This window comes from Aeromonas sp. NJAU223, from assembly GCF_051125555.1.
Lineage (GTDB): Bacteria > Pseudomonadota > Gammaproteobacteria > Enterobacterales > Aeromonadaceae > Aeromonas > Aeromonas veronii_G.
Map to the genome: position 1 here is coordinate 4,169,484 of NZ_CP144204.1, position 19,706 is coordinate 4,189,189.

Annotated in this window: 15 protein-coding genes; 8 read left to right on the forward strand and 7 right to left on the reverse strand. The window is 64.8% G+C overall.

All coding sequences use genetic code 11. The annotated features are described in order from the left end of the window. Positions 1-11: 11 nt before the first annotated feature. The 6 genes from recD to VZC39_RS19250 form a co-directional block, all read right to left on the reverse strand. Entirely contained in the window at positions 12-2,093 is a 2,082-nt protein-coding gene (gene recD, locus VZC39_RS19225) for an exodeoxyribonuclease V subunit alpha (protein ID WP_434664552.1), read from the reverse strand. Beyond that, positions 2,090-5,689, reverse strand: coding sequence for an exodeoxyribonuclease V subunit beta (gene recB / locus VZC39_RS19230; protein ID WP_434664553.1), 3,600 nt, complete (start codon positions 5,687-5,689; stop codon positions 2,090-2,092). Before recB ends, recD begins: the two co-directional genes overlap by 4 nt. Continuing rightward, positions 5,689-9,075, reverse strand: coding sequence for an exodeoxyribonuclease V subunit gamma (gene recC / locus VZC39_RS19235; RefSeq protein ID WP_434664554.1), 3,387 nt, complete (start codon positions 9,073-9,075; stop codon positions 5,689-5,691). Before recC ends, recB begins: the two co-directional genes overlap by 1 nt. A gap of 274 nt (positions 9,076-9,349) precedes the next feature. After that, a complete protein-coding gene (locus VZC39_RS19240; protein ID WP_349920033.1) occupies positions 9,350-9,742 on the reverse strand; it encodes a DoxX family protein in 393 nt (130 codons plus the stop codon). An 84-nt stretch (positions 9,743-9,826) separates the two neighbouring features. Beyond that, positions 9,827-10,513, reverse strand: coding sequence for a pirin family protein (locus VZC39_RS19245; protein ID WP_349920035.1), 687 nt, complete (start codon positions 10,511-10,513; stop codon positions 9,827-9,829). Positions 10,514-10,542: 29 nt separating this feature from the next. Next, a complete protein-coding gene (locus tag VZC39_RS19250; protein WP_349920037.1) occupies positions 10,543-10,875 on the reverse strand; it encodes a hypothetical protein in 333 nt (110 codons plus the stop codon). 256 nt (positions 10,876-11,131) lie between these two features. Here VZC39_RS19250 and VZC39_RS19255 point away from each other — a divergent pair, with 256 nt between their 5' ends. Both VZC39_RS19255 and VZC39_RS19260 read left to right on the forward strand, forming a co-directional pair. Next, positions 11,132-12,046 carry a LysR family transcriptional regulator gene (locus tag VZC39_RS19255; protein ID WP_434664556.1) on the forward strand — a complete coding sequence of 305 codons (915 nt, stop codon included), beginning with the start codon at positions 11,132-11,134 and terminating at the stop codon, positions 12,044-12,046. A gap of 455 nt (positions 12,047-12,501) precedes the next feature. Beyond that, complete coding sequence (locus tag VZC39_RS19260) at positions 12,502-13,266, forward strand: helix-turn-helix domain-containing protein (protein WP_349920041.1); 765 nt, start codon at positions 12,502-12,504, stop codon at positions 13,264-13,266. Positions 13,267-13,379: 113 nt separating this feature from the next. On the opposite strand, the gene VZC39_RS19265 is transcribed toward VZC39_RS19260, so the two are convergent. Then, complete coding sequence (locus VZC39_RS19265) at positions 13,380-14,147, reverse strand: UTRA domain-containing protein (protein ID WP_434668522.1); 768 nt, start codon at positions 14,145-14,147, stop codon at positions 13,380-13,382. A gap of 253 nt (positions 14,148-14,400) precedes the next feature. Here VZC39_RS19265 and VZC39_RS19270 point away from each other — a divergent pair, with 253 nt between their 5' ends. From VZC39_RS19270 to VZC39_RS19295, 6 genes are all read left to right on the forward strand, one after another. After that, positions 14,401-15,447 carry an ABC transporter substrate-binding protein gene (locus tag VZC39_RS19270; protein WP_434664557.1) on the forward strand — a complete coding sequence of 349 codons (1,047 nt, stop codon included), beginning with the start codon at positions 14,401-14,403 and terminating at the stop codon, positions 15,445-15,447. Between the two features lie 9 nt (positions 15,448-15,456). Beyond that, the gene (locus tag VZC39_RS19275; RefSeq protein ID WP_434664559.1) at positions 15,457-16,290 is read left to right on the forward strand and encodes an alkaline phosphatase family protein; all 834 of its coding nucleotides are present in this window, start codon (positions 15,457-15,459) and stop codon (positions 16,288-16,290) included. Further along, positions 16,290-17,186 carry an ABC transporter permease gene (locus VZC39_RS19280; RefSeq protein ID WP_434664560.1) on the forward strand — a complete coding sequence of 299 codons (897 nt, stop codon included), beginning with the start codon at positions 16,290-16,292 and terminating at the stop codon, positions 17,184-17,186. Before VZC39_RS19275 ends, VZC39_RS19280 begins: the two co-directional genes overlap by 1 nt. Beyond that, positions 17,179-17,955, forward strand: a complete 777-nt coding sequence (locus VZC39_RS19285) for an ABC transporter permease (protein ID WP_434664561.1) — start codon at positions 17,179-17,181, stop codon at positions 17,953-17,955. The genes VZC39_RS19280 and VZC39_RS19285 overlap by 8 nt, the downstream gene beginning before the upstream one ends. A 6-nt stretch (positions 17,956-17,961) precedes the next feature. Next, positions 17,962-18,969: an ABC transporter ATP-binding protein gene (locus VZC39_RS19290; protein ID WP_434664563.1), complete on the forward strand. Its 1,008-nt coding sequence runs from the start codon at positions 17,962-17,964 to the stop codon at positions 18,967-18,969. A 65-nt stretch (positions 18,970-19,034) separates the two neighbouring features. Then, complete coding sequence (locus VZC39_RS19295; RefSeq protein WP_434664564.1) at positions 19,035-19,694, forward strand: HAD family hydrolase; 660 nt, start codon at positions 19,035-19,037, stop codon at positions 19,692-19,694. Positions 19,695-19,706: the final 12 nt, after the last annotated feature.

The window sequence follows — 19,706 nt, forward strand, 5'->3', positions numbered from 1 at the left end:
GCGACCTCCTGTCACGCTACTGAGGCTGGGCAATCAGCCTCCAACCGCTGCGCCAACCCCGAATACCGCTCGGTCTTTTTCCGTACCGCCTGGGCCAGCAGGGCGCGATCGCCATAGAGATCGAGGCGGCGCTTGGCGCGGGTGATGCCGGTGTAGACCAGCTCGCGGGTCAGCAAGGGGCTGGGGCCATCCGGCAGCACCAGCACCGTATGGGCAAACTCCGACCCCTGGGACTTGTGGATGGTCATGGCGTAGACGGTCTCATGGGAGGGCAGGCGGCTTGGCAACAAGGCCCGCAGGCTGCCGTCCGGCTGCTCGAACCACACCTTCAATCGGCCGCTCTTATCATGCTCATCGCTGTAATCCGGCAGGCAGAGCCCCATGTCGCCGTTGTAGAGGCCGATGCCGTGATCGTTGCGCACCACCATCACGGGGCGGCCCGCGTACCAGTCACCGTCACGCTGGACAAGCCCGGCTCGCGCCAGCGCCAGTTCGAGGCGCTGATTCAGCCCCTCCACCCCGAAGGGGCCGTCCCGCAGGGCGCAGAGGATCTGAAAGCCGTTGAACGCCTTGAACACGGCGGCGGGATCCTGCCCCTCCCGGGCCGCCTTGAGATAAGCCCCATACCCCTCCACCCCCTGGGCGATCAACCCCTCGTAGGCCTCCCCCGCCCAGGGGTGCAGGCTGATGTCCTTGAAGCCCTGACTCCAGACCGCTTCCATCGCGGCCGTGTCGCCACCGTTGCAGGCCCGCGCCAGCTGGCCGATGCCGGAATGCTGGTCGAAACGCCAACTCTTGGTGAGCAGGCAGAGGCTGTCGCGCACGGTTGCCCCCGCAGGCGTACCCTGCAGCCGGTAGCCGGTCTGGCGGGAGAGCCATTGTGCCTGCGCCTGGCTCACGCCCTCTTCCGTGAAGCTGCAGATATCGCCGAGCACGGCCCCGGCCTCCACCGAGGCGAGCTGATCCTTGTCCCCGAGCAGGATGAGGCGGGCATGCTTGGGGAGCGCATCCAACAGGCGCGCCATCATGGGCAAGTCCACCATGGAGGCCTCATCCACCACCAGCAGATCCAGGTGCAGGGGGTTGCACTTGTGATGGCGGAACTGGCTGCGACCGGGGATGACCCCGAGCAGCCGGTGCAGGGTGCCCGCCTCGGTCGGGATGGCCGCCACCACCTCGGGGGCGAGATCCAGCGCCTGCAGGGCGCTGCCGATACTCTCGGTGAGCCTTGCCGCCGCCTTGCCGGTGGGGGCCACCAGCCGGATGGCGGGGGCCTTGCCCTGTTGCAGGCCGGTCTCCACCAGGATGGCCAAGAGCTTGGCCACCGTGGTGGTCTTGCCGGTGCCGGGGCCGCCGGAGATCACCGCGAAGGGACGCGCCGCCGCGGTGGCCGCCGCCAGCTTCTGGCCGTTGCAGCAGAGCGCCTCGGGCACCAGGACATCCAGCGCAGCCAGGTCGCTCGCCGCCTGGGCGCGGGCCAGCAAGGCTTCCACCTCGGGCCAGTTCACCTCGTCCGGGAAGACCAGATCCAGATACTTCTCCACAAACTGGGGGGCCGAGAAATCGGGGGCAAGGCGCGCCTCCAGCAGGGCCGAGAAGATCAAGGCGTCATCCCGGGCAAACAGCCGTGACAGGGTTGGTGCTATCTCGGGCCATGCGGCCTGCTCGCTCAAGGCACCCAGATGGCGAGCCACCCCCTGCTCGAAGTCGTGGTAGCGGGTGAGGTAGAGCCGCTCCTGCCAGAGCCGCAGGGGCCAGCGCGGCGCCTCCCCGTCATTCTCCTCCTGGCCCACCAGCGGGCTCATGGCGAACAGCCCGGGCCAGAGCGCAGGATCCGCCAGATCTCCCAGCAGCTCCCGGCTCTGCTCCGGATCCAACCCGAAGGGGCGCCAGCCACCCTGGCTCGTCAGCAGGTTGAGCGGCAGACAGACGTGGCCACGGCCGAGCTCGAAACAGGTGAGCGCCGCCCCCAGCACCAGCTCGGGACCGGCCCCCAGATCCGCCACCAATTTGGCAAATTGCAGATCCAGCTGGCGGATGCGCCCCGCCAGGGCCAATTGTTTCAAGCGTTCGATCATCACAGCGCCCGTCATGCGTCCACCTTGTTTGATTTTTCTAAACGATCTTCATCAGGCATCACAGTTTGACTAAACAACTCGTCCAGCCCCAGCACCAGTTCCCGGCTCGGACGGCAGTGGAAGACGCCCCCCGCCGGCATGCCCCGCAGGAAGAGGTAATAGACGCCACCAAAGTGCTGCTCGAAGTCGTAACCCGGCAGCCGCAGGCTGAGCAGCCGGTGCAGCGCCAGCGAATAGAGCTGGTATTGCAGGTCGTAGCGATGCTCCCGCATGGCAGACTCCAGCGCCGGACGTCCGTAATCCGCCGGGCTCATGCCGAGGTGGTTGGATTTGTAGTCCAGCAGATACCAGCGCCCCTGCCACTCGAACACCAGATCGATAAAGCCCTTGAGCATCCCCTGTACCGTGCTGAAATTTAAGGGGTTGTTGCCCGCAGACAGGGGATCATGGCGCTGACACAGGGCCGTCAGGGCCGGGGCCGTGACCCGCCCCATGGGCAGGAAGAACTCCAGCTCCACCTGCTTGCTGCCCGCCCCGAGCGCTCGCAGTCGCACCGGCTCCCCAAATCCCGTCTTGAGGGGGGTGTCCAGCACCGCCTCCACCTGCCGTTGCAGCACGGGGGCCCAGCTCTCGTCGAACCCCTCCTGGGCCAGCAGGGTGGCGATATGGGCGCACAGCTCGTCCCCTTGCGCACTTTGGAAGTCGATGGTCTCGAACAGGCTGTGCAGCAGGGTGCCGGGGCGCGCGCCCTTGGGGAAGCTGAAGATGGAGGCCTCGGGGGCCTCTTCCAGCAGCGGCGCGGCCGCCTCCGTCACCACCTCCGCATCGAAGCCGGGATTGGCCAGCACGCCCTTGCTGTGCCCCTGACCCTGGGCCGCGAGGCCGGAGTAGGAACTGATCCACCAGTCCCGCTCCAGTCGCCCCTCGAAGCGGCGTACCAGGGGCTCACCGAGGGACGCCTGCTCGGGCGCCAGCGGGGCCGGGCGGGTGAGCGAGGGCTCACCGACCGCCACCCCGGGCAGGGCCTGCGCCAGCTCGCCGAGGGCCGTGTTCAGGGTGGCGGCATCGCCGGCCTCCCCCCGTTGCAGCAGGTAGCCGATGGCGCACTGGTGCAGATCGGTCTGCTCGGATTTGCCGTTGCCGGAGCGCACCGGGGCCAGCCCCAGCCAGGTGGCATAGACCCCCCGGGTCAGGGCGACGTAGAGCAGCCGCAAGTCTTCGGCGAGGCGCTCCCTGTCGGCCTCGGCCAGGGATGCTTCCGACTCGGTCAGATCGAGCACGGTGCGGTTCTGGCCATCCTCCTCCTCGTGATAGAGGGGCAGTTCGGCGGCCCGATGGCTGCAGATGAAGGGCAGGAACACCAGGGGGTACTCCAACCCCTTGGACTTGTGGATGGTGACGATCTGCACCAGCTTTCGCTCGGATTCGAGGCGCAGTACCTGCTCCGCCACCTGGCCGTTGGGGTGGCTCACCGCCTCCCCCAGCCAGCGCAGCAGGGCATACTCCCCGTCCAGCTCGCAGCTTGCCTGTTGCAGCAACTCGGCGAGGTGAAGGTAGTTGGTCAGCCGCCGCTCCCCATAGGGGCTCGCCAGCAGGGAGGCGGCGAGGTTGCGCCTGTGCAGCAGGGCCCGCAGCATGGCCAGCACCCCGTTGCGGTGCCAGATCGCGCGGTAGTCCATGAACTCCTGCACCGCGCTCTCCCAGGCCCGCTCGTCCGAGGCGAGGGCGTCCAGCGCCCTGGCGTCGAGATCGAACAGACCGGTGGCGAGCGCCGCCCGCAGGCTGCGCTCCTCACTCGGGTTCTGGCAGGCATGCAGGATGAAGAGGATCTCCCGCGCCTCCACCTGAGCCAGCACGCTCTCCCGGTTGGAGAGATAGACGGAGGCGATGGCGAGGCGGGCCAGCTCCTGTTGCACCAGCCGCCCCTCGGCGCCGGTGCGCACCAGCACGGCTATCTCCCCCGCCTTGAGCGGCGCGTCGCCTATCATGGCCTTGCCCTCGCGGGCGAGTCCGAGCAGGCGGCGGATCTCGGCGGCGGTGGCGCGGGCCATCAGGCTCTGATACTCCCCCCGGTTGAAGGTGGGCTGGCCGCCCAGCTGCCAGCAGTGCAGCACGGGAGCGACCTCTCCCTCCAGCAGCAGCGTCTTGCCCTTGCCTTGGGCTTCCACCGGCAGGAAGGGGATGTCCGCCTCATAGATGAAGGGATCCTTCGCCCGCTCGAACAGACCGTTGACCGCCGCCACCAGGGCGCGGCTTGAGCGGTAGTTGCGCCCGAGGGTGTAGTGGGCACTCACATTCCGGCGCGCCTGGATATAGGTGAAAATATCGGCGCCGCGAAAACCGTAGATGGCCTGCTTGGGATCGCCGATCATCAGCAGCGCGGTATCCTGCCTGCCGCCGTAGAGGCGGTGGAAGATGCGGTACTGCTGGGGATCGGTATCCTGGAACTCATCGATCATGGCAACCCGGTAGGTCGCCCGGATCCGCTCGCACAGCCGCTCTCCGAGCCCGGAGCCCAGCGCCCCGTCGAGATCTTTCAGCAGGTCGTCGAACGAGAGCTGATGGGCCTGGCGCTTGCTGGCCTGCATCCGCTCACGCACCACCCGCGCCGCCCGCTGCAACACCAGATCCCGGATGCCGGGACGGCTCGCCAGCAGGGCATCGATCTCGGTGAAGAGCGGCAGGGTCGGCACCGTCCCCCCTTTCTTCAGATTCTCCTCCAGCGCCCGCTGGCCGAAGCGCTCCAGCTCCTTGGGAATGGCGTAGCCGCTGGCGGAGTCCCGGGCCCAGTCGGCCAGCTTGCCGAGCCAGCCTTCGTAGTTTTTGCCGGTATAGCGGCTGATGTGACCCTCGGTCTGGCGGCGGATCTCGTCTCCTTGCGCCAGCCACCGCCCCTTCACCTCGTCGATGCGGGCCATGGCCTCGCGGTGACGCTCGATGAGCGTCTCCTCCCCCAGAGGCGGGCGGATCGCCAGCTCGCTGTTGTCGAGCCAGCCGTTCATCTCCCGCAGCAGGGCCGCCGGGCTCGGCCAGAGCTTGCGCACCGCCCGGGCCAGGGCCTCGTCCACCGGGTAGAACTCGGCGCGCCAGTAGTCACTCACCGCCTGCAACCGCAACTGGCTGTCGTCGGTCAAGAATTCCGTTTCAAACAGGGCGCCGGATTCGAAGGCGTTCTGTTTGAGCATGCGCTGGCAGAAGCCGTGGATGGTGAAGACCGCCGCCTCGTCCATCTGCCGCTCGGCGGCCAGCAGGCGGCTCGCCGCCAGGGCATGATCCTCCACCTCCACCAGCAGCTGGGCCAGCAGGGGATCGCCACTCTCACCGCGCAGGAAGGCGAGGCGAGCCTCATGGATGCGGGCGCGGATCCGCCCCCGCAATTCAGCGGTGGCGGCCTCGGTGAAGGTCACCACCAGGATCTCGGTCACCGACAGGGGGCGCTCGTGGGCGCAGGGCTCGCCCGCCGCCTCCCCCTCTTCCATCACGGGGCCGTGACCCAGCAAGAGGCGCAGGTAGAGACCGGCGATGGTGTAGGTCTTGCCGGTACCGGCGGAGGCTTCGATCAGGCGCTCCCCATAGAGGGGGAAGCGCAGGGTATTGAGCAGATTCGCCATTATTCCAGTCCCTCGAGGGCAGCAGAGAGCGGGCTCAGGTGTTCCCGGGCCAGGGCCTGCAACTGGCCGAGCACCTCGTCATTGAGCTCGGGGAAGCAGCGGGCGACGTAGATGTCCTGCCCCTCGCCAGTCACCATGTAGCCGCCATTGAAGCGGGCCAGCGCCACCTTGTCAGCGGCATCGGGTTTCTCGGGATCCTTCTCGATCGCCTTCTGCCACTCCCAGGCGGTGCTCGGGAAAAACGGCAGCGGCCGCTTCATGCCCTGTTGCCAGAGCGCCACCAGGGCCGCCAGTCGGGGGCGCGCCTCCTCGGCGGGCAGCACGGGCAGACGCCAGCCCTGCTTGGCGTCCAGCAACAGGGTCTCGCCGGGATATTGGCTGAGGCAGAGGCACAGGTGCTGTACCCAGCCCAGCAGCAGATCCTTGCCGTTGAAGCTGCCGGGTTTCACCACCAGGGCGCGGCCATGCTGGGTGTCTATCCAGCCCTGCAACTGCCCCTGGGTGAGGGCGATGTCGATCTCCACCGCTCGCTTGTCCCCGTCGTCAACCGCCAGCCAGGGGCGCAGACGCGCCGCCAGCTTGCCCATGTCGGCGTCCAGATCGTCCAGCAAGAGGTTGCCGAACCAGCCCTGGGGCAACTGACCGGAGAGGCGCAGCCGCTCCCGGCGCTTGCTCATGGCCTCCCCTTCTGCCAGATGGGCATCCAGCAGCAGGCTCTTGAGTTGATAGTGCTGCAGGCCGTCCAGCTCGAACGGCTCGCTGTCCTCGATATTGGCCTCGTCCAGTTCGAACCACACCTTGAGGCGACGGTTGAGGAAATACTTGGCGGGCTGGCGGTAGAAACGCAGCAGTTCGGCCAGCTCCAGCCCCTGCTCCTTGCCCCATTCGGCGGGCAGCGGCAGCTCGCCGCTCTGGAAATTCGCCGCTCCGGGGATGGGGTTGAGAGCCGGCAGCCAGTCGGCGGCATAGGTGAAGAGGCCGGATCCCGGCGTCGGGTAGAAGTAGCTGTGGCTGTAGGGGGTGAGGGGATGCTCTGTCACCAGGTGTGCCAGCAGCCGCTCGCCGGACGCCTCGTCGGAGAGCGCTTCATCCCCCGCCAGCACGAAGCCCTGGCGCACATAGTCGATGAGCTCCGCCAGCAGCACGGACGGCACCTTCTCGCTGTTGTCCTCGGCGCTGAAACCCTGATAGCTGATGTAGAGCCCCTGCTGGGCGCTGAGCAGCGCCTCGAGGAAGAGGTAGCGGTCGTCGTCCCGGCGGGATCTGTCCCCGCGCCGGCCCGCTACCGCCATCAGATCGAAGCCCATGGGAGCCAGGGTACGCGGATAGACGCCGTCGTTCATGCCGAGCAGGCAGACCTGGCGAAACGGGATGGATCGCATGGGCATCAGGGTGCAGAAGTTGACCTGGCCGGCGAGGAAGCGCTGGCTGGAGCGGGACTCCCCCAGCACGCTGCCGAGATAGTCCCGCAGCAGGTCCGGTGAGATGGGCTGCTCGAAGTGCGCCTCGGCCAGCCCCTGCTGCCAGTCGGCGAGCGCCGTGCGGATGAGTTGCAACAGCCGCTCCTCGTCCTCGTCGGCAAGGTAGAAGCGCTCCAGCAGGGCGTTGAGGCAGCCGATCCACTCCCCCAGGGGCTGGGGCTGTTGCAGCCTCGGCAGGAACTCGGCGAGGGAATCCACGAACCAGGCCAGCTTGCCGAGAATGAGCCCCTGCTGGCCCTCGATATCCGCGTAAGGCAGGATACCGTCCACCGGCTCTCCGTCCCCCATGGCGAAGCCCAGCAGCATGCGGCGCAGACCGAACAGCCAGCTGTTGCCGGCGAGCGGTGGCAGATCGAAGCGCGCGGGATAGGCATCGTCCAGCCCCCAGCGAATGCCGGTCTCCTGCACCCAGCGCCGCAACTGGTTGAACTCCTCATCCCCGAGCTCGAAGCGGCGCAGCACGGCGGGCACTTCCAGGATGGCCAGCAGCTCCCCCGCCCCGAAGCGGGCGCTCGGCAGCCCCAGCAGGGCGAGGAAGCTTTGCAGCAGCGGACTCTCCTGACTGGCGGCGCGGTCCGATACCGCAAAGGGGATCCGGGCACGGTCACCCGGCCGCTCCTTGCCGAAGACGGCCTGGATATAGGGGCCGTAGCTGTTCACATCCGGCATCATCACCACCACGTCCTTCGGGGTGAGGGTGGGATCCGCGTCGAACATCGCCAGCAGCCGATCGTGCAGCACCTCCAGCTCTCGCATGGGGCCGTGGCAGGCGTGGATCTGCAGGGATCCATCCGCCGCGTCGAGCGGGCTCTTGTGGCGGCTGCTGTCGAGTTCGAACTGGCCTTCCCCCCGCGAGGCCAGCTCCAGCACATCCTTCTGGATGCAGCGCAGCAGGCTGGTTTTGCCCGCGCCATCCTGCTCGTCGATATCGACGAAGGCCTCGATCTGCGGCACCTCCAGCTCCATCAGCTGGTGCAGATAGTCCCGCCCCAGCTTACCCATGGAGGCGAGCAGCGGATTGGCGGGGCCTTGCAGCGCCTCGAGATCGGTGCCGGGTTTGAGCCTGCGCTCGAGCCGCGCCAGAGTCTTTCTGTCCAGCAGATCCCCCCAGTAGTAGCGGCAGGGGTTGGTGATGAACAGGTGCACTTCCACCCGGCTGCCGAGGGCTTGCAGCGCCTCCACGTAGCGCGGCGGCAGGGCCGAGATACCGAACACGAACACCCGCTTGGGCAGCGTGCCCGGCAGATCATGGGTGCGCGCCAGCTCGTGGATGAACTCTTCGTAGAGATTGGCGCGGTGATAGCCGCTCGGGGAGAGCGCCAGGGTGCGGGCCACCAGTTCGCGCCACAGCTCGGGCTGCCAATCCTGGCCACTCACCTCTGCCAGCTCCTGGCTGCCGGTGCCGACCAGTCCCTCCCCCTGCTCCCAGCGGGCGATCCAGTCCGGCCGGTAGACCAGATATTGGTCGAACAGATCCGCAATCTTCTGGCACAGCTGCCACAGCCGCACCTGCTCCGGCTGGGAAGAGCCTTGCGCCTCGCTTTCCTCACTGGTGTTCCCCAGATAGGCGGCGAGCGGCGCAAAGGCGGGTCTGTCCAGCAAGGCGGGCAATATGCTCATCAGCTGCCAGCTCATGGCTCCCTTGTTATAGGGACTCTGACGCGGCACGTCCGCCAGCACCCGGGTAAACATCTCCCAGATGAAGCTGGCGGGCAGTGGAAAGTCGATGTTGGCGGCGATGCCAAACGCCTTGGCCAGCTCCAGCTTGAGCCACTGGGCCATGCCCGGACTCTGCACCAGGATCTGCTCCCGCTCGAAGGGGTGAGCCAGGGGTGCCTGCCGGATGTGGTTCACCAGCAGCTCTTTGAGCAAGTCCAGTGAATTGGAGTGGTAGAGGGTAAACATGATCAACGCCCGCCAGATCAGAAGATGATGGGGTGGATAGTCGACGTGGGCGACTCCCGCCATGACGAAGCAGGGTGCGGGAAGAACCCGGGGCCCATCACGTCATGGGAGAGGAGATTGTCGGGGATTGGGGGATAAGATGCAAAAGGCGCTTGTCCCCCCATGGCGGGGGACGATCACAGTTCCTGACAAGGCGGCCCTGAAACGCGGACAATAAAAAGGCCGGTGCACTCGCACCGGCCAAAGGCGTTGGAAAACTTCAACTATCAGGGCATTACCAGTTCTTGCCGAGGCGGGCATCCAGGCTGAAGGCACCGGCACCGGCCGCCGCCAGGGCCAGGAAACCACCGGCCACCGAGACGTTCTTCATGAACATCAGCATCTGCATCTGCTCGGCAGGCTGATAGTGGAAGATGAAGGCAGCCATCAGGGTGAAACCGGCCATCAGCACGGAGAGGCTACGGGTGAACAGGCCCAGCATGATGGCGAGACCACCACCCAGCTCCAGCAGGATCACCAGCGGCAGGATGAATCCGGGAACCCCCATGGCTTCCATATACCCCTGGGTACCGGCATAACCGCCGATCTTGCCCCAGCCAGCCACCACAAACATCAGTGCCAGCAATACACGACCCACCAGCAGTGCCACGTCTCTCATTTTGTCCATCTCCAGATTCCTTTGATTACTCATCACTCGTTAAATAGTGTAAGACCGATTTAGTAACTCATTAATTTCACCATGATTTATAAATCACGGCAGATCAAACAGCAGGGCTTCACTGTCTTGCGAAGCCATCAGCGACCAACTCTGCTCATCACGGCTGAGCAGACCATCGCCGGGTTGGGCAGCCAGACCATTGCCAGTCAGCTCCCCCGAAATCATATGCAGGTAACCGTGGCGTCCTTGCAATGCCCATTCGAGGGATTCCCCATGTGCAAGTTGCAGTCGCCATACCCGGGCCTGCTGGCGGATCCTGAAGGATCCGGCTTCCCCGTCCGGTGACGCCACCAGGGTCATACCGGGCTGGGTTTCAATCTTCTTCTGCTGATAACCCGGTTCGGTACCGAACTCGTTCGGCTCAATCCAGATCTGCAGCAGGGAGAGCGGCTCTGTCTGCGAGGGGTTGTACTCGCTGTGGCGGATGCCGGAGCCTGCGCTCATCAACTGGAACTCTCCCACCGGGATCTGCTCGGCATGACCGAGGCTGTCCCTGTGTTCTATGGTGCCGCTCAGCACACAGGTCAGGATTTCCATGTTGGCATGAGGGTGGGTGGCAAAACCGCCACCCGGCGACACCCGATCCTGATTGATGACTCGCAAGACAGAGTGTCCCATCCAGTCCGGGTCATAGTAGTGACCGAACGAGAAGCTGTGACGGGCATCCAGCCAGCCAAAGTTGGCGTGACCTCGTTCTGCTGCGGCTCTCAATTTCATCATGGTGTGCTCCTCATGTAGCAAGGCGTGTATTAACGCTGGCGACCGTCACCCAGACCGAACGGGATGCGGTAATTGCTGCTTTCATTGCCCAGGTTGACCGTCAGGTTGCCCTGGGTGCGGCTCGGGATCTTCACGATCTGGGTGCCGGTCAGGTTCGCATGAACCGAGGCGAGCACATCACCGGCTTCGTCACGCACCTCCAGCATGGGGTTGGACTTGCCGTCAATGGCGGCGCTCGCCTGCCAGTTCACAACCAGCACACCCGGCGCGGCGCTGAAGTCAGCGGGGACGGAAGCGTGAGCCACACCAGCGGTCATCAGGCCTGCAACGGCCAGCATCTTGATTACGTTTTTCATGTTCATTCACTCTCTTGTTTTATATGTCATTGCCAAGGCCGACTGGCCCGAATCAATGCATCCATGCAAGAGGTCATTCAAATATGGTGTTGTTCTTTCACCGACATCAGACTTCACCCCTTGGGGTGTCACGGCCCTGAACTACCGATTATTTGGCCGCTCGGCTCTCCTGCCGAAGCGATGATTGAATATTAGGGTGAGTTGCCCTAAGTTGTTAGCGAGATAATCTGGCAAACATGTTCAAAAAAATTGAAGGTTAGATATGGCCAAGGAGACGAACAAGGAACGGGCCCTGACCCTGGAAGCCATCCGGGTGCTGGATGCCATCGATCGCCGGGGCAGCTTTGCGGCGGCGGCCGATGAGCTGGGCAAGGTGCCATCGGCCCTGAGCTACACGGTACAGAAGCTGGAGGATGAACTGGATGCCATGCTGTTCGATCGCAGCGGCCATCGCACCAAGTTCACCCCCGCCGGGCGCATGCTGCTGGAGCGGGGTCGGGTGCTGCTGGAGGCGGCCGAACATCTGGTGGGGGAGACCCGGGCCCTGGCCCGTGGCTGGGAGACCGACATCACCATCGCCGTCGATGCCCTGGTGCCGATCCAGTTGCTCTATCCGCTGGTGGAGCGCCTGGCCGAGCTGACCGACACCCGCTTGCGGCTGCGGGCCGAAGTGCTGGCGGGCAGCTGGGAGTCGCTGGAAGATGGCCGCGCCGATCTGCTCATCGCCACCCTCAACCCCGACATCATGCTGACCGGCATCAAGCATCAGATACTGCAGGAAGAGGTGATGCTCTACGTGGCCCACCCGGATCACCCCCTGCATCAGGAGGCAGAGCCACTGGCGGACGATACCCTGCGCCGCTACCGCGCCATCGCCATCGCCGACTCCGCCCTGCGCAAACCCGTGCTCACCTACCGCCTGCTCGACAAGCAGCCGCGCCTCACCGTCAGCACCATGGCCGAGAAGCGTGACGCCCTGCTGGCGGGGATCGGGGTCGGTACCATGCCGATGAGCTGGATTGCCGAAGACATCAAGGCGGGCAGGCTCAAGGTGATAGGGCCCGAGTATCGTCATCAGGTCCAGGTCGCCCTGGCCTGGCGGCGGGATACCATGGGCAAGGCCAAGAGCTGGCTGATCCGGGAGATCCCCAGGCTGTTCCCCTGCAAGGAGACATAAAGCTGAATCGATTGAGTACCGAAATGACGGCGAGCGGGGGGAAAGAGGCGAAAGATGCGCCTCTTCCTTGACGGCGGGCTCAGATTCGGAGAAAAGAAAAAGCGGATCTCTTGCGAGCTCCGCTCAATGCCAGGAAAGAATAAAAACCTTACGGTTTAAAAAACCCTTAAATTGGAAGCAAACAATCGTTTTCTCAACCAGGAAGGTTATGAATCCGATTCGTGTTGAATTATGTGCGATGTAATATGCATCACCAGCAAAATGTTGAAAGGTTGAAGGATATGCACCATGGAGTGTCATAATCTGCCACCTTGCTACCTCACTGGTCAGTCCATTTCAGCCGTTATCGCCGGGTTTATTTCCTCTGGTTTTTCAAGGTGTCAATTTCTGAGCCCAAAACCATAAAAACTCTCACTTTCTGACACGACTAAAAATGCAGATAAAGGAATAATTGCATGACCTATAGCCAGACCCTGGCCAACCACATTCTCGACACCCTGAAGAAGACCCTCACCGACAAGGGGATCCGCTACCAGACCCTGGCGGAGGCCATGGGCGTCTCCATCGCCACCGTCAAACGGATGATGAACAAGCCCTCCCTGCCGTTCGATACCCTGCTGGAGATCTGCCATTTGGTGGGGCTGTCGTTCGAAGAGCTGCTGGACAAGACCCAGGATGCCCAGAGCCGGCGCGCCGTCTTCACCCAGGAGCAGGACGAGGCATTTCACAAGGAGCCCGGCCTCTACGCCTTCCTCGCCAACATCTTCTGGCGTGACAAGGCCCTGGTGGACTTGAAGCGGGACTATGGCCTCACCGATGCCTCCTGCTATCTCTATCTGCGCAAGCTGGAGCGCCTCGGCATACTGCAGCTCGGCATCGACAACAGCTACCACTTCCTCATCAGCGAGCGCATCAGCTTCGAGCAGCACAGCCGCTTCGCCCGCCAGCAGGCACGCCAGGCCATGTCGGTGCTGGGGGACTATCTGGTGGAGAACATGCACAAGTCCAACAACTATATGGCCCTGTGCCAGTTGCACCTGAACGAGAGCGAGGCCATGGCGCTGATCGATCGCATGAAGGAGTACTGGCATCAGGAGCTCAAGTTGAACCGCCCCGCCATCGGCCAGCGGGAAGACAGCAAGACCTACACCATGTCCCTGCAACTGGCCGACTGCGGCTACCAGAGCTTCGACGACCTGATCCCCAATATCGACAACTGATCCGCCGGGATCCCTTCCCAGGATCAGGATCCTGCCATCAAACTGGCAGGATCCTTTTTCACTCCAACCCAGACCAGTCCCTCGACGAACCAGCGTGGCGCGCTTTGACTCCCTCACCCTGGCACGGCGCCCGGGCTGTCGGCCAGCACGGGAGCGTGCATCCCTCGTGGTGGCACCAGGGTTCGGGTATCCAGACAGATGCGAATCGCATCGGATCGCCAGTGCTCGATGTCGCAGTCCACCAGCGCCCCCGCCTCGTCGTAATTGACCCGCACCAACCGCAGCACGGCGCTCCCCTCCGCCAGATTGAGGGCCTGGGCGATGGCTCCGCGCGCCGCCGAAGGAGTGATCTCGAGGCTGGCCCCGCCCTGGCCTATGCCATAGCGATGCCGGTAGAGCTCGGTGAGGGAGCTGGCCAGGGGGGCATTCGCGATATCCGGGAAGCGGCTCGCCAGCAGATGATGGCTGACGTGGAGCACGGGCCGCCCGTCGATCAGCCGCTGGCGCCTGATCTCATAGAGCGGGGTAAACGGAGCCAGCCCCATCCAGTGGCAGAGCTCGCTGCTGGCCAGGGCGCTGCCGTGGGCCAAGACCCGGGTCTCTGCCATGCGCTGCTGCTCGCCAATCCACTGATGAAAATGGGTGTGGATGGCGGGGTCGTAGGTGAGCCTGGGGGGTGCCACGAACCAGCCGCGCCGCTCGGCTCGGTAGATGAGGCCGTCCGCTTCGAGGCTCGAAAGCGCCTCCTTGACGGTGATGCGGGTGGTGGCGAAGCGCTCGCTCAGGGCCCGCTCGGCAGGCAGCTGCTGCCCCGCCCCCAGCTGGCCGCTGCCGATGTAACGGCGCAGGATCTGGCATATCTGTTCACTCTTGGAAGGCATTCGGCTCTGGCTCACGATCGGGTCCTGCTGATGACTGGCCTATGCCAGCGGCGTTGGGGCAACGTTGTACCCCGACAGAATGACAAGCCGGTGACAGGCACGCAGATGATGCAAGAGGAACCCACCGACCAGCGTGACCACAACCCTTGCGCCCATTGTCATCAAACTGCCACTCAACTGCCCCGCCAGCGTCACATTTGCCCCCTAGCATCCCTCTCGAACCTTAACTGACCTAGTCCAGAGGGATGGGATGATGAAAAGCGTGATCGTAAGTGCACTGGCCCTGGTGGCCATCAGCCAGCCGCTGTTGGCGGCAGACAATATCGCGGATCTGGAGAAGGCCGCCCGCGGCGAAGGCCAGCTCAACAGCGTCGGCATGCCCGACAGCTGGGCGAACTGGAAGGACACCTGGCAGCAGATCGGCAGCGTTTACGGCATCAAGCACCAGGACACCGACATGAGCTCGGCCCAGGAGATCGCCAAGTTCGCCGCCGAGAAGGCCAACGCCACCGCCGACATCGGCGATGTGGGCGGTGCCTTCGGGCCGGTCGCCGTGCAGCAAGGGGTCACCCAGCCCTACAAACCCTCCACCTGGGCGGACATTCCGAACTGGGCCAAGGATGCGGACGGCCACTGGATGCTGGCCTACACCGGCACCATCGCCTTCCTGATCAACAAGGATCTGGTCAAGGCCGCCCCCACCAGCTGGCAATCCCTGCTGGGCGGCGATTACAAGGTGACCCTGGGTGACGTGGGCGTCGCCTCCCAGGCCAACAACGGCGTGCTGGCGGCGGCCTATGCCACCGGCGGCAGCGAGAAGAACCTGAAACCGGCGCTGGAGCTGTTCGGCAAGCTGGCCAAGCAGGGCCGCCTGTCCTTGAACGATCCCACCATCGCCAATATCGAGAAGGGAGAGGTGGAAGTGGGGGTGCTGTGGGACTTCAACGCACTGAACTACCGCGACCAGATAGACCCCGCCAAGTTTGACGTGGTGATCCCGAGCGACGGCTCCGTCATCGCCGGTTACACCACCATCATCAACAAGTGGGCCAAGAACCCCAACGCCGCCAAGCTGGCGCGGGAGTACATCCTCTCCGATGCCGGTCAAGTCAACCTGGCCCGCGGCTATGCCCGCCCCATCCGCGACAACGTGGTGCTGCCGGATGACGTGAAGGCCAAGCTGCTGCCGACCGAGCAGTACGCCAACGCCAAGCCGGTCCAGGATCACGCCGCCTGGGAGCAGAGCTCCAAGGCCCTGCCCCGCCAGTGGCAGGAAACCGTCATGATCAACATGCAGTAAGGAGTGCCAGTGCAACACAAGGTGATAGTGGTACTTGTGGATGGCCTGTCTGCCGAGGTAGCCCACACCATGGGCTACCTCGAAGGCATGGTGGAGGCAGAGCGCGGCCTGTTCACGACCCTGTTCTGCGCCCTGCCCTCCCTCTCCCGGCCACTCTACGAATGCATACTGACCGGCGTGCCCCCGGTGACAAGCGGCATCACCCACAACGGGATCAGCCGCCTCAGCCAGCACGACTCCATCTTCCATCTGGCCCGCGCCGGTGGCAAACGTACCGCCGCCGCGGCCTATCACTGGGTCAGCGAACTCTACAACCAGAGCCCCTGGCAACCGCTGCGGGATCGCTTCACCCATGACGAACAACTGCCCATCCAGCACGGCTGCTTCTACTGGGACGACGGCTACCCCGACAGTCACCTGCTGCTGGACGGCGAGTGGCTGCGCAGCCGGTACGACCCGGACTTCCTGCTGATCCATCCCATGGGGGTGGACGATGCGGGCCACCGATTTGGCCTCGATTCCCCCCAGTACCGCAACCAGGCGCGGCGCATGGACAGCCTGCTGGCCGATCTGCTGCCCCAGTGGCTGGATGAGGGGTATCAGGTGCTGATCACCTCGGATCACGGCATGAACGAGGATCGCAGCCATGGCGGCACCCTGCCCGCCGAGCGCCAGGTGCCGCTCTGGCTGTTCGGGGATGCCTTCGTGGCCCAGTGGCCGGCCGGACCCGCGATCCAGCAGACCCAGCTCTGCGCCCTGATGGCGGACCTGCTCGGCGTGTCCCACGACAAGCCGAGGGGCCCCCAGTTGCTCAAGACGGGCCAGAACCGGGAGGTCCACTGATGATGCCTGCCGCCACTGATACCCTGACAACACAAGGCGCGCGCCAGGGCCGCGCCCGCCGTCACTGGCTGCCCGCCCTGGTGCTGCTGCCGTTCGCGCTGCTGATGATCCTGTTCCAGCTCGCCCCCATGGTATGGGTACTGGTGGGCAGCCTGCAGACCCCGGATGGCTGGGGGCTGGGTCATTATCAGGAGATCCTGGGCTCTCCCTTCTACCTGCAATCCTTCGGCAACTCATTGCGCATCGCCGGCATCAGCAGCCTGGCGGGGCTCGCCATCGGCACCCTGGGAGCGGCGGCCCTGCGCCACAGCGGCGAGGGGGTCAAGCGCCTGCTGCTGGCCTTCGTCACCATGACCGGCAACTTCAGCGGGGTGCCGCTGGCGTTCGCCTTCATCATCATCCTCGGCATCAACGGCGCCATCACGCTCTTGCTCAAATCCTGGGGCTGGATCGACGGCTTCAACCTCTACTCCGGCAGCGGCCTCATCCTCATCTACACCTACTTCCAGATCCCCCTGGCCCTGCTGCTGCTCTACCCGGCCTTCGACGCCCTGCAGGATGACTGGCCCCAGGCCGCCGCCCTGCTCGGTGCCAGCCCGCGCCAATACGTGTGGCAGGTGGCCCTGCCGGTGCTGACCCCCGCCCTGCTCGGCACCCTGATCATCCTGTTCGCCAACGCGGTGGGGGCCTATGCCTCCGCCTATGCCCTCACCACGGGCAACTTCAACCTGGTGACCATACGAGTGGCCAGCCTGGTCTCCGGCGACATCTTCCTCGAACCGAACCTGGCGGCGGCGCTGGCGGTGATCCTGATGGTGCTGCTGGGCGTGGTGACCGCCGCCAACCAGTGGCTGCTCAAGCGAAGCTATCTGAACAAGGGGAACTCCCATGCGTGACCTGACACCGCGCTGGCCGAGGTGGGTGCTGGGCGCCCTGGTGGCGACCCTGCTGCTGCCCCTGCTGGCCACCTTCCTCTATTCGATCTCCACCCGCTGGGGCGCCACCCTGTTGCCGGATGGGCTGACCCTGGATTGGTATCTGAAGCTCTGGGGGGATCCCCGCTTCCTCGCCGCCTTCGGTCGCAGTTTGCTGGTCTGCTTCGCCACCCTGCTGCTGGGGACGGCTGTGCTGGTTCCGACCGTGCTGGTAGTGGCTTACTACTTCCCAAGGCTGGATCCCTGGATGAATCTGCTGATCCTGCTGCCCTTCGCCGTCCCCCCCGTGGTCTCCTCGGTGGGTCTGCTGCAGATCTACGCGGACGGGCCCCTGCCCCTCATCGGCACGCCGTGGATCCTGATCGGCACCTGGTTCACCGTGGTGCTGCCCTTCATGTACCGGGCCCTGGCCAACAGCCTGCAGGGGGTGCCGCTCAAGGATCTGATGGACGCCGCCCACCTGCTCGGTGCCAGCAGCGCCCGCGCCTTCGCCCTGGTGGTGCTGCCCTGCCTGCGCAAGGGGCTGCTGGCGGCGCTGTTTCTGTCGCTCTCCTTCCTGCTCGGGGAGTTCGTGTTCGCCAACATGCTGGTGGGCACCCGCTACGAAACCCTGCAGGTCTATCTCTACAACATGAGATCCACCTCGGGCCACTTCACCAGCGCCCTGGTGATGAGCTACTTCCTGCTGACCCTGCTGCTCACCTGGGCGGCCAACAGATTCCATCGGTGACAAGTCATGTTCCACTTAGAAGTCAATCAGTTGCATAAATCCTACGGCGAGACACGGGTGTTCGAAGGGATCGAATTCGGCATCCGCAAGGGGGAGCTGGTGACCCTGCTCGGCCCCTCCGGCTGCGGCAAGTCCACCCTGCTGCGGGCCCTCGCCGGGCTCACCCCGGTGGACGGTGGCCAGATCCGGGTCATGGGGGAAGAGATCACCTGGCTGGCGCCCCAGCAGCGGGGCATCGGCATGGTGTTCCAGAGCTATGCCCTGTTCCCGAACATGACGGTGTGGGACAACGTCGCCTTCGGCCTCAAGATGAAGCCCCAACCGGGGCGGGAGCTGGCCAGCAGCGTGCGGGAGGTGCTCGATCTGGTTGAGCTCACCGAGCTGGCGAAGCGCTACCCGAGTGAACTCTCCGGCGGTCAGCGCCAACGGGTCGCCCTGGCCCGCGCCTTGGTGGTGCGCCCGCGGATCCTGCTGCTGGACGAGCCATTGTCGGCACTGGACGCCCGCATCCGCCGCAGCCTGCGCCAGCAGATCCGCGCCATCCAGCAGCACCTGGAGCTGACCACCCTGTTCGTCACCCACGATCAGGAGGAGGCGCTGACCCTGTCGGATCGGGTCTTCCTGATGGACAGGGGTCACATAGTACAGAGCGGCAGCCCGGAGCAGATCTACACCCGGCCCGCCAACGCCTTCGTGGCGGGTTTCATCGGTCACTACAACCTGCTCGAATCCGGGCAGGCCCGTGCACTGCTGGGGACTGGCCACCACGGCAGGCTGGCCCTGCGCCCCGAGTCCATCAGCCTGCTGCCGGCCGGGAGCCAGAGCCAGGATCCCAGCCTGCCCGGCATCATTCGCCAGCAACAGTTGCTCGGCAACGTCATCCGCTATCAGGTGGAGTGCGCGGCGGGCCTACTGACGGTGGATGCCCTCAACCGCTCGGCCTGTGAGCTGCTGCCCGTGGGTACGGGCGTCACCCTGGCGATAGCCCGGGATCAGCTCTGTGAGGTAGCATAAGATGATGAATCCTATTCTTTTTTCCACCGGCGCCCGGGTGCCGGCAACCCTCACGAGGAGCGGACATGGCACTGGCACTGTTTGATTTGGACGAGACCCTGATCGCCGGGGACTCCGCCAGCCTCTGGCTGGCGTACATGGTGGCGGAGGGGCTGGCCCCGGAGGCCATGATCGCCGAGGAGCAGGCCATGATGTCCCTCTACCATCAGGGCAAGATGGACATGCACCAATACATGGCCTTCACCCTGCAACCCCTGGCGGGCAAGCCCAGAACCTGGCTCGACAGCCTGTGCCAGCACTTCGCCGAAGGGGTGCTGCGGGAACGGATCTATCCGGAAGGATTGGCTCGCATCGAGTGGCATCGGCAACGAGGTGACGTCCTGGTGCTCATCTCCGCCTCCGGCGAACACCTGGTGGCCCCCATGGCCCGCATGCTGGGAATGGATCACTGCGTCGCCATCCTGCTGGATGAGGAAGAGGGCAGGCTCACCGGCCAGACCCGGGGCACCTTGAGTTTTCGGGAAGGCAAGGTCAGTCGCGTCAACCAGCTGTTCGGCGGGGAGTCTCATGTCTGGCAGGAGAGTCATGGCTACAGCGACTCCCACAACGATCTGCCGCTGCTGCGGGCCGTGGCTCACCCCCATGCGGTCAACCCGGCCCCGGGCCTGCGCCAGGTGGCCGAGGAACTGGACTGGCCACGCCTCAGCTGGCAGCTGGCCGTCTGATCACCAGGAGCC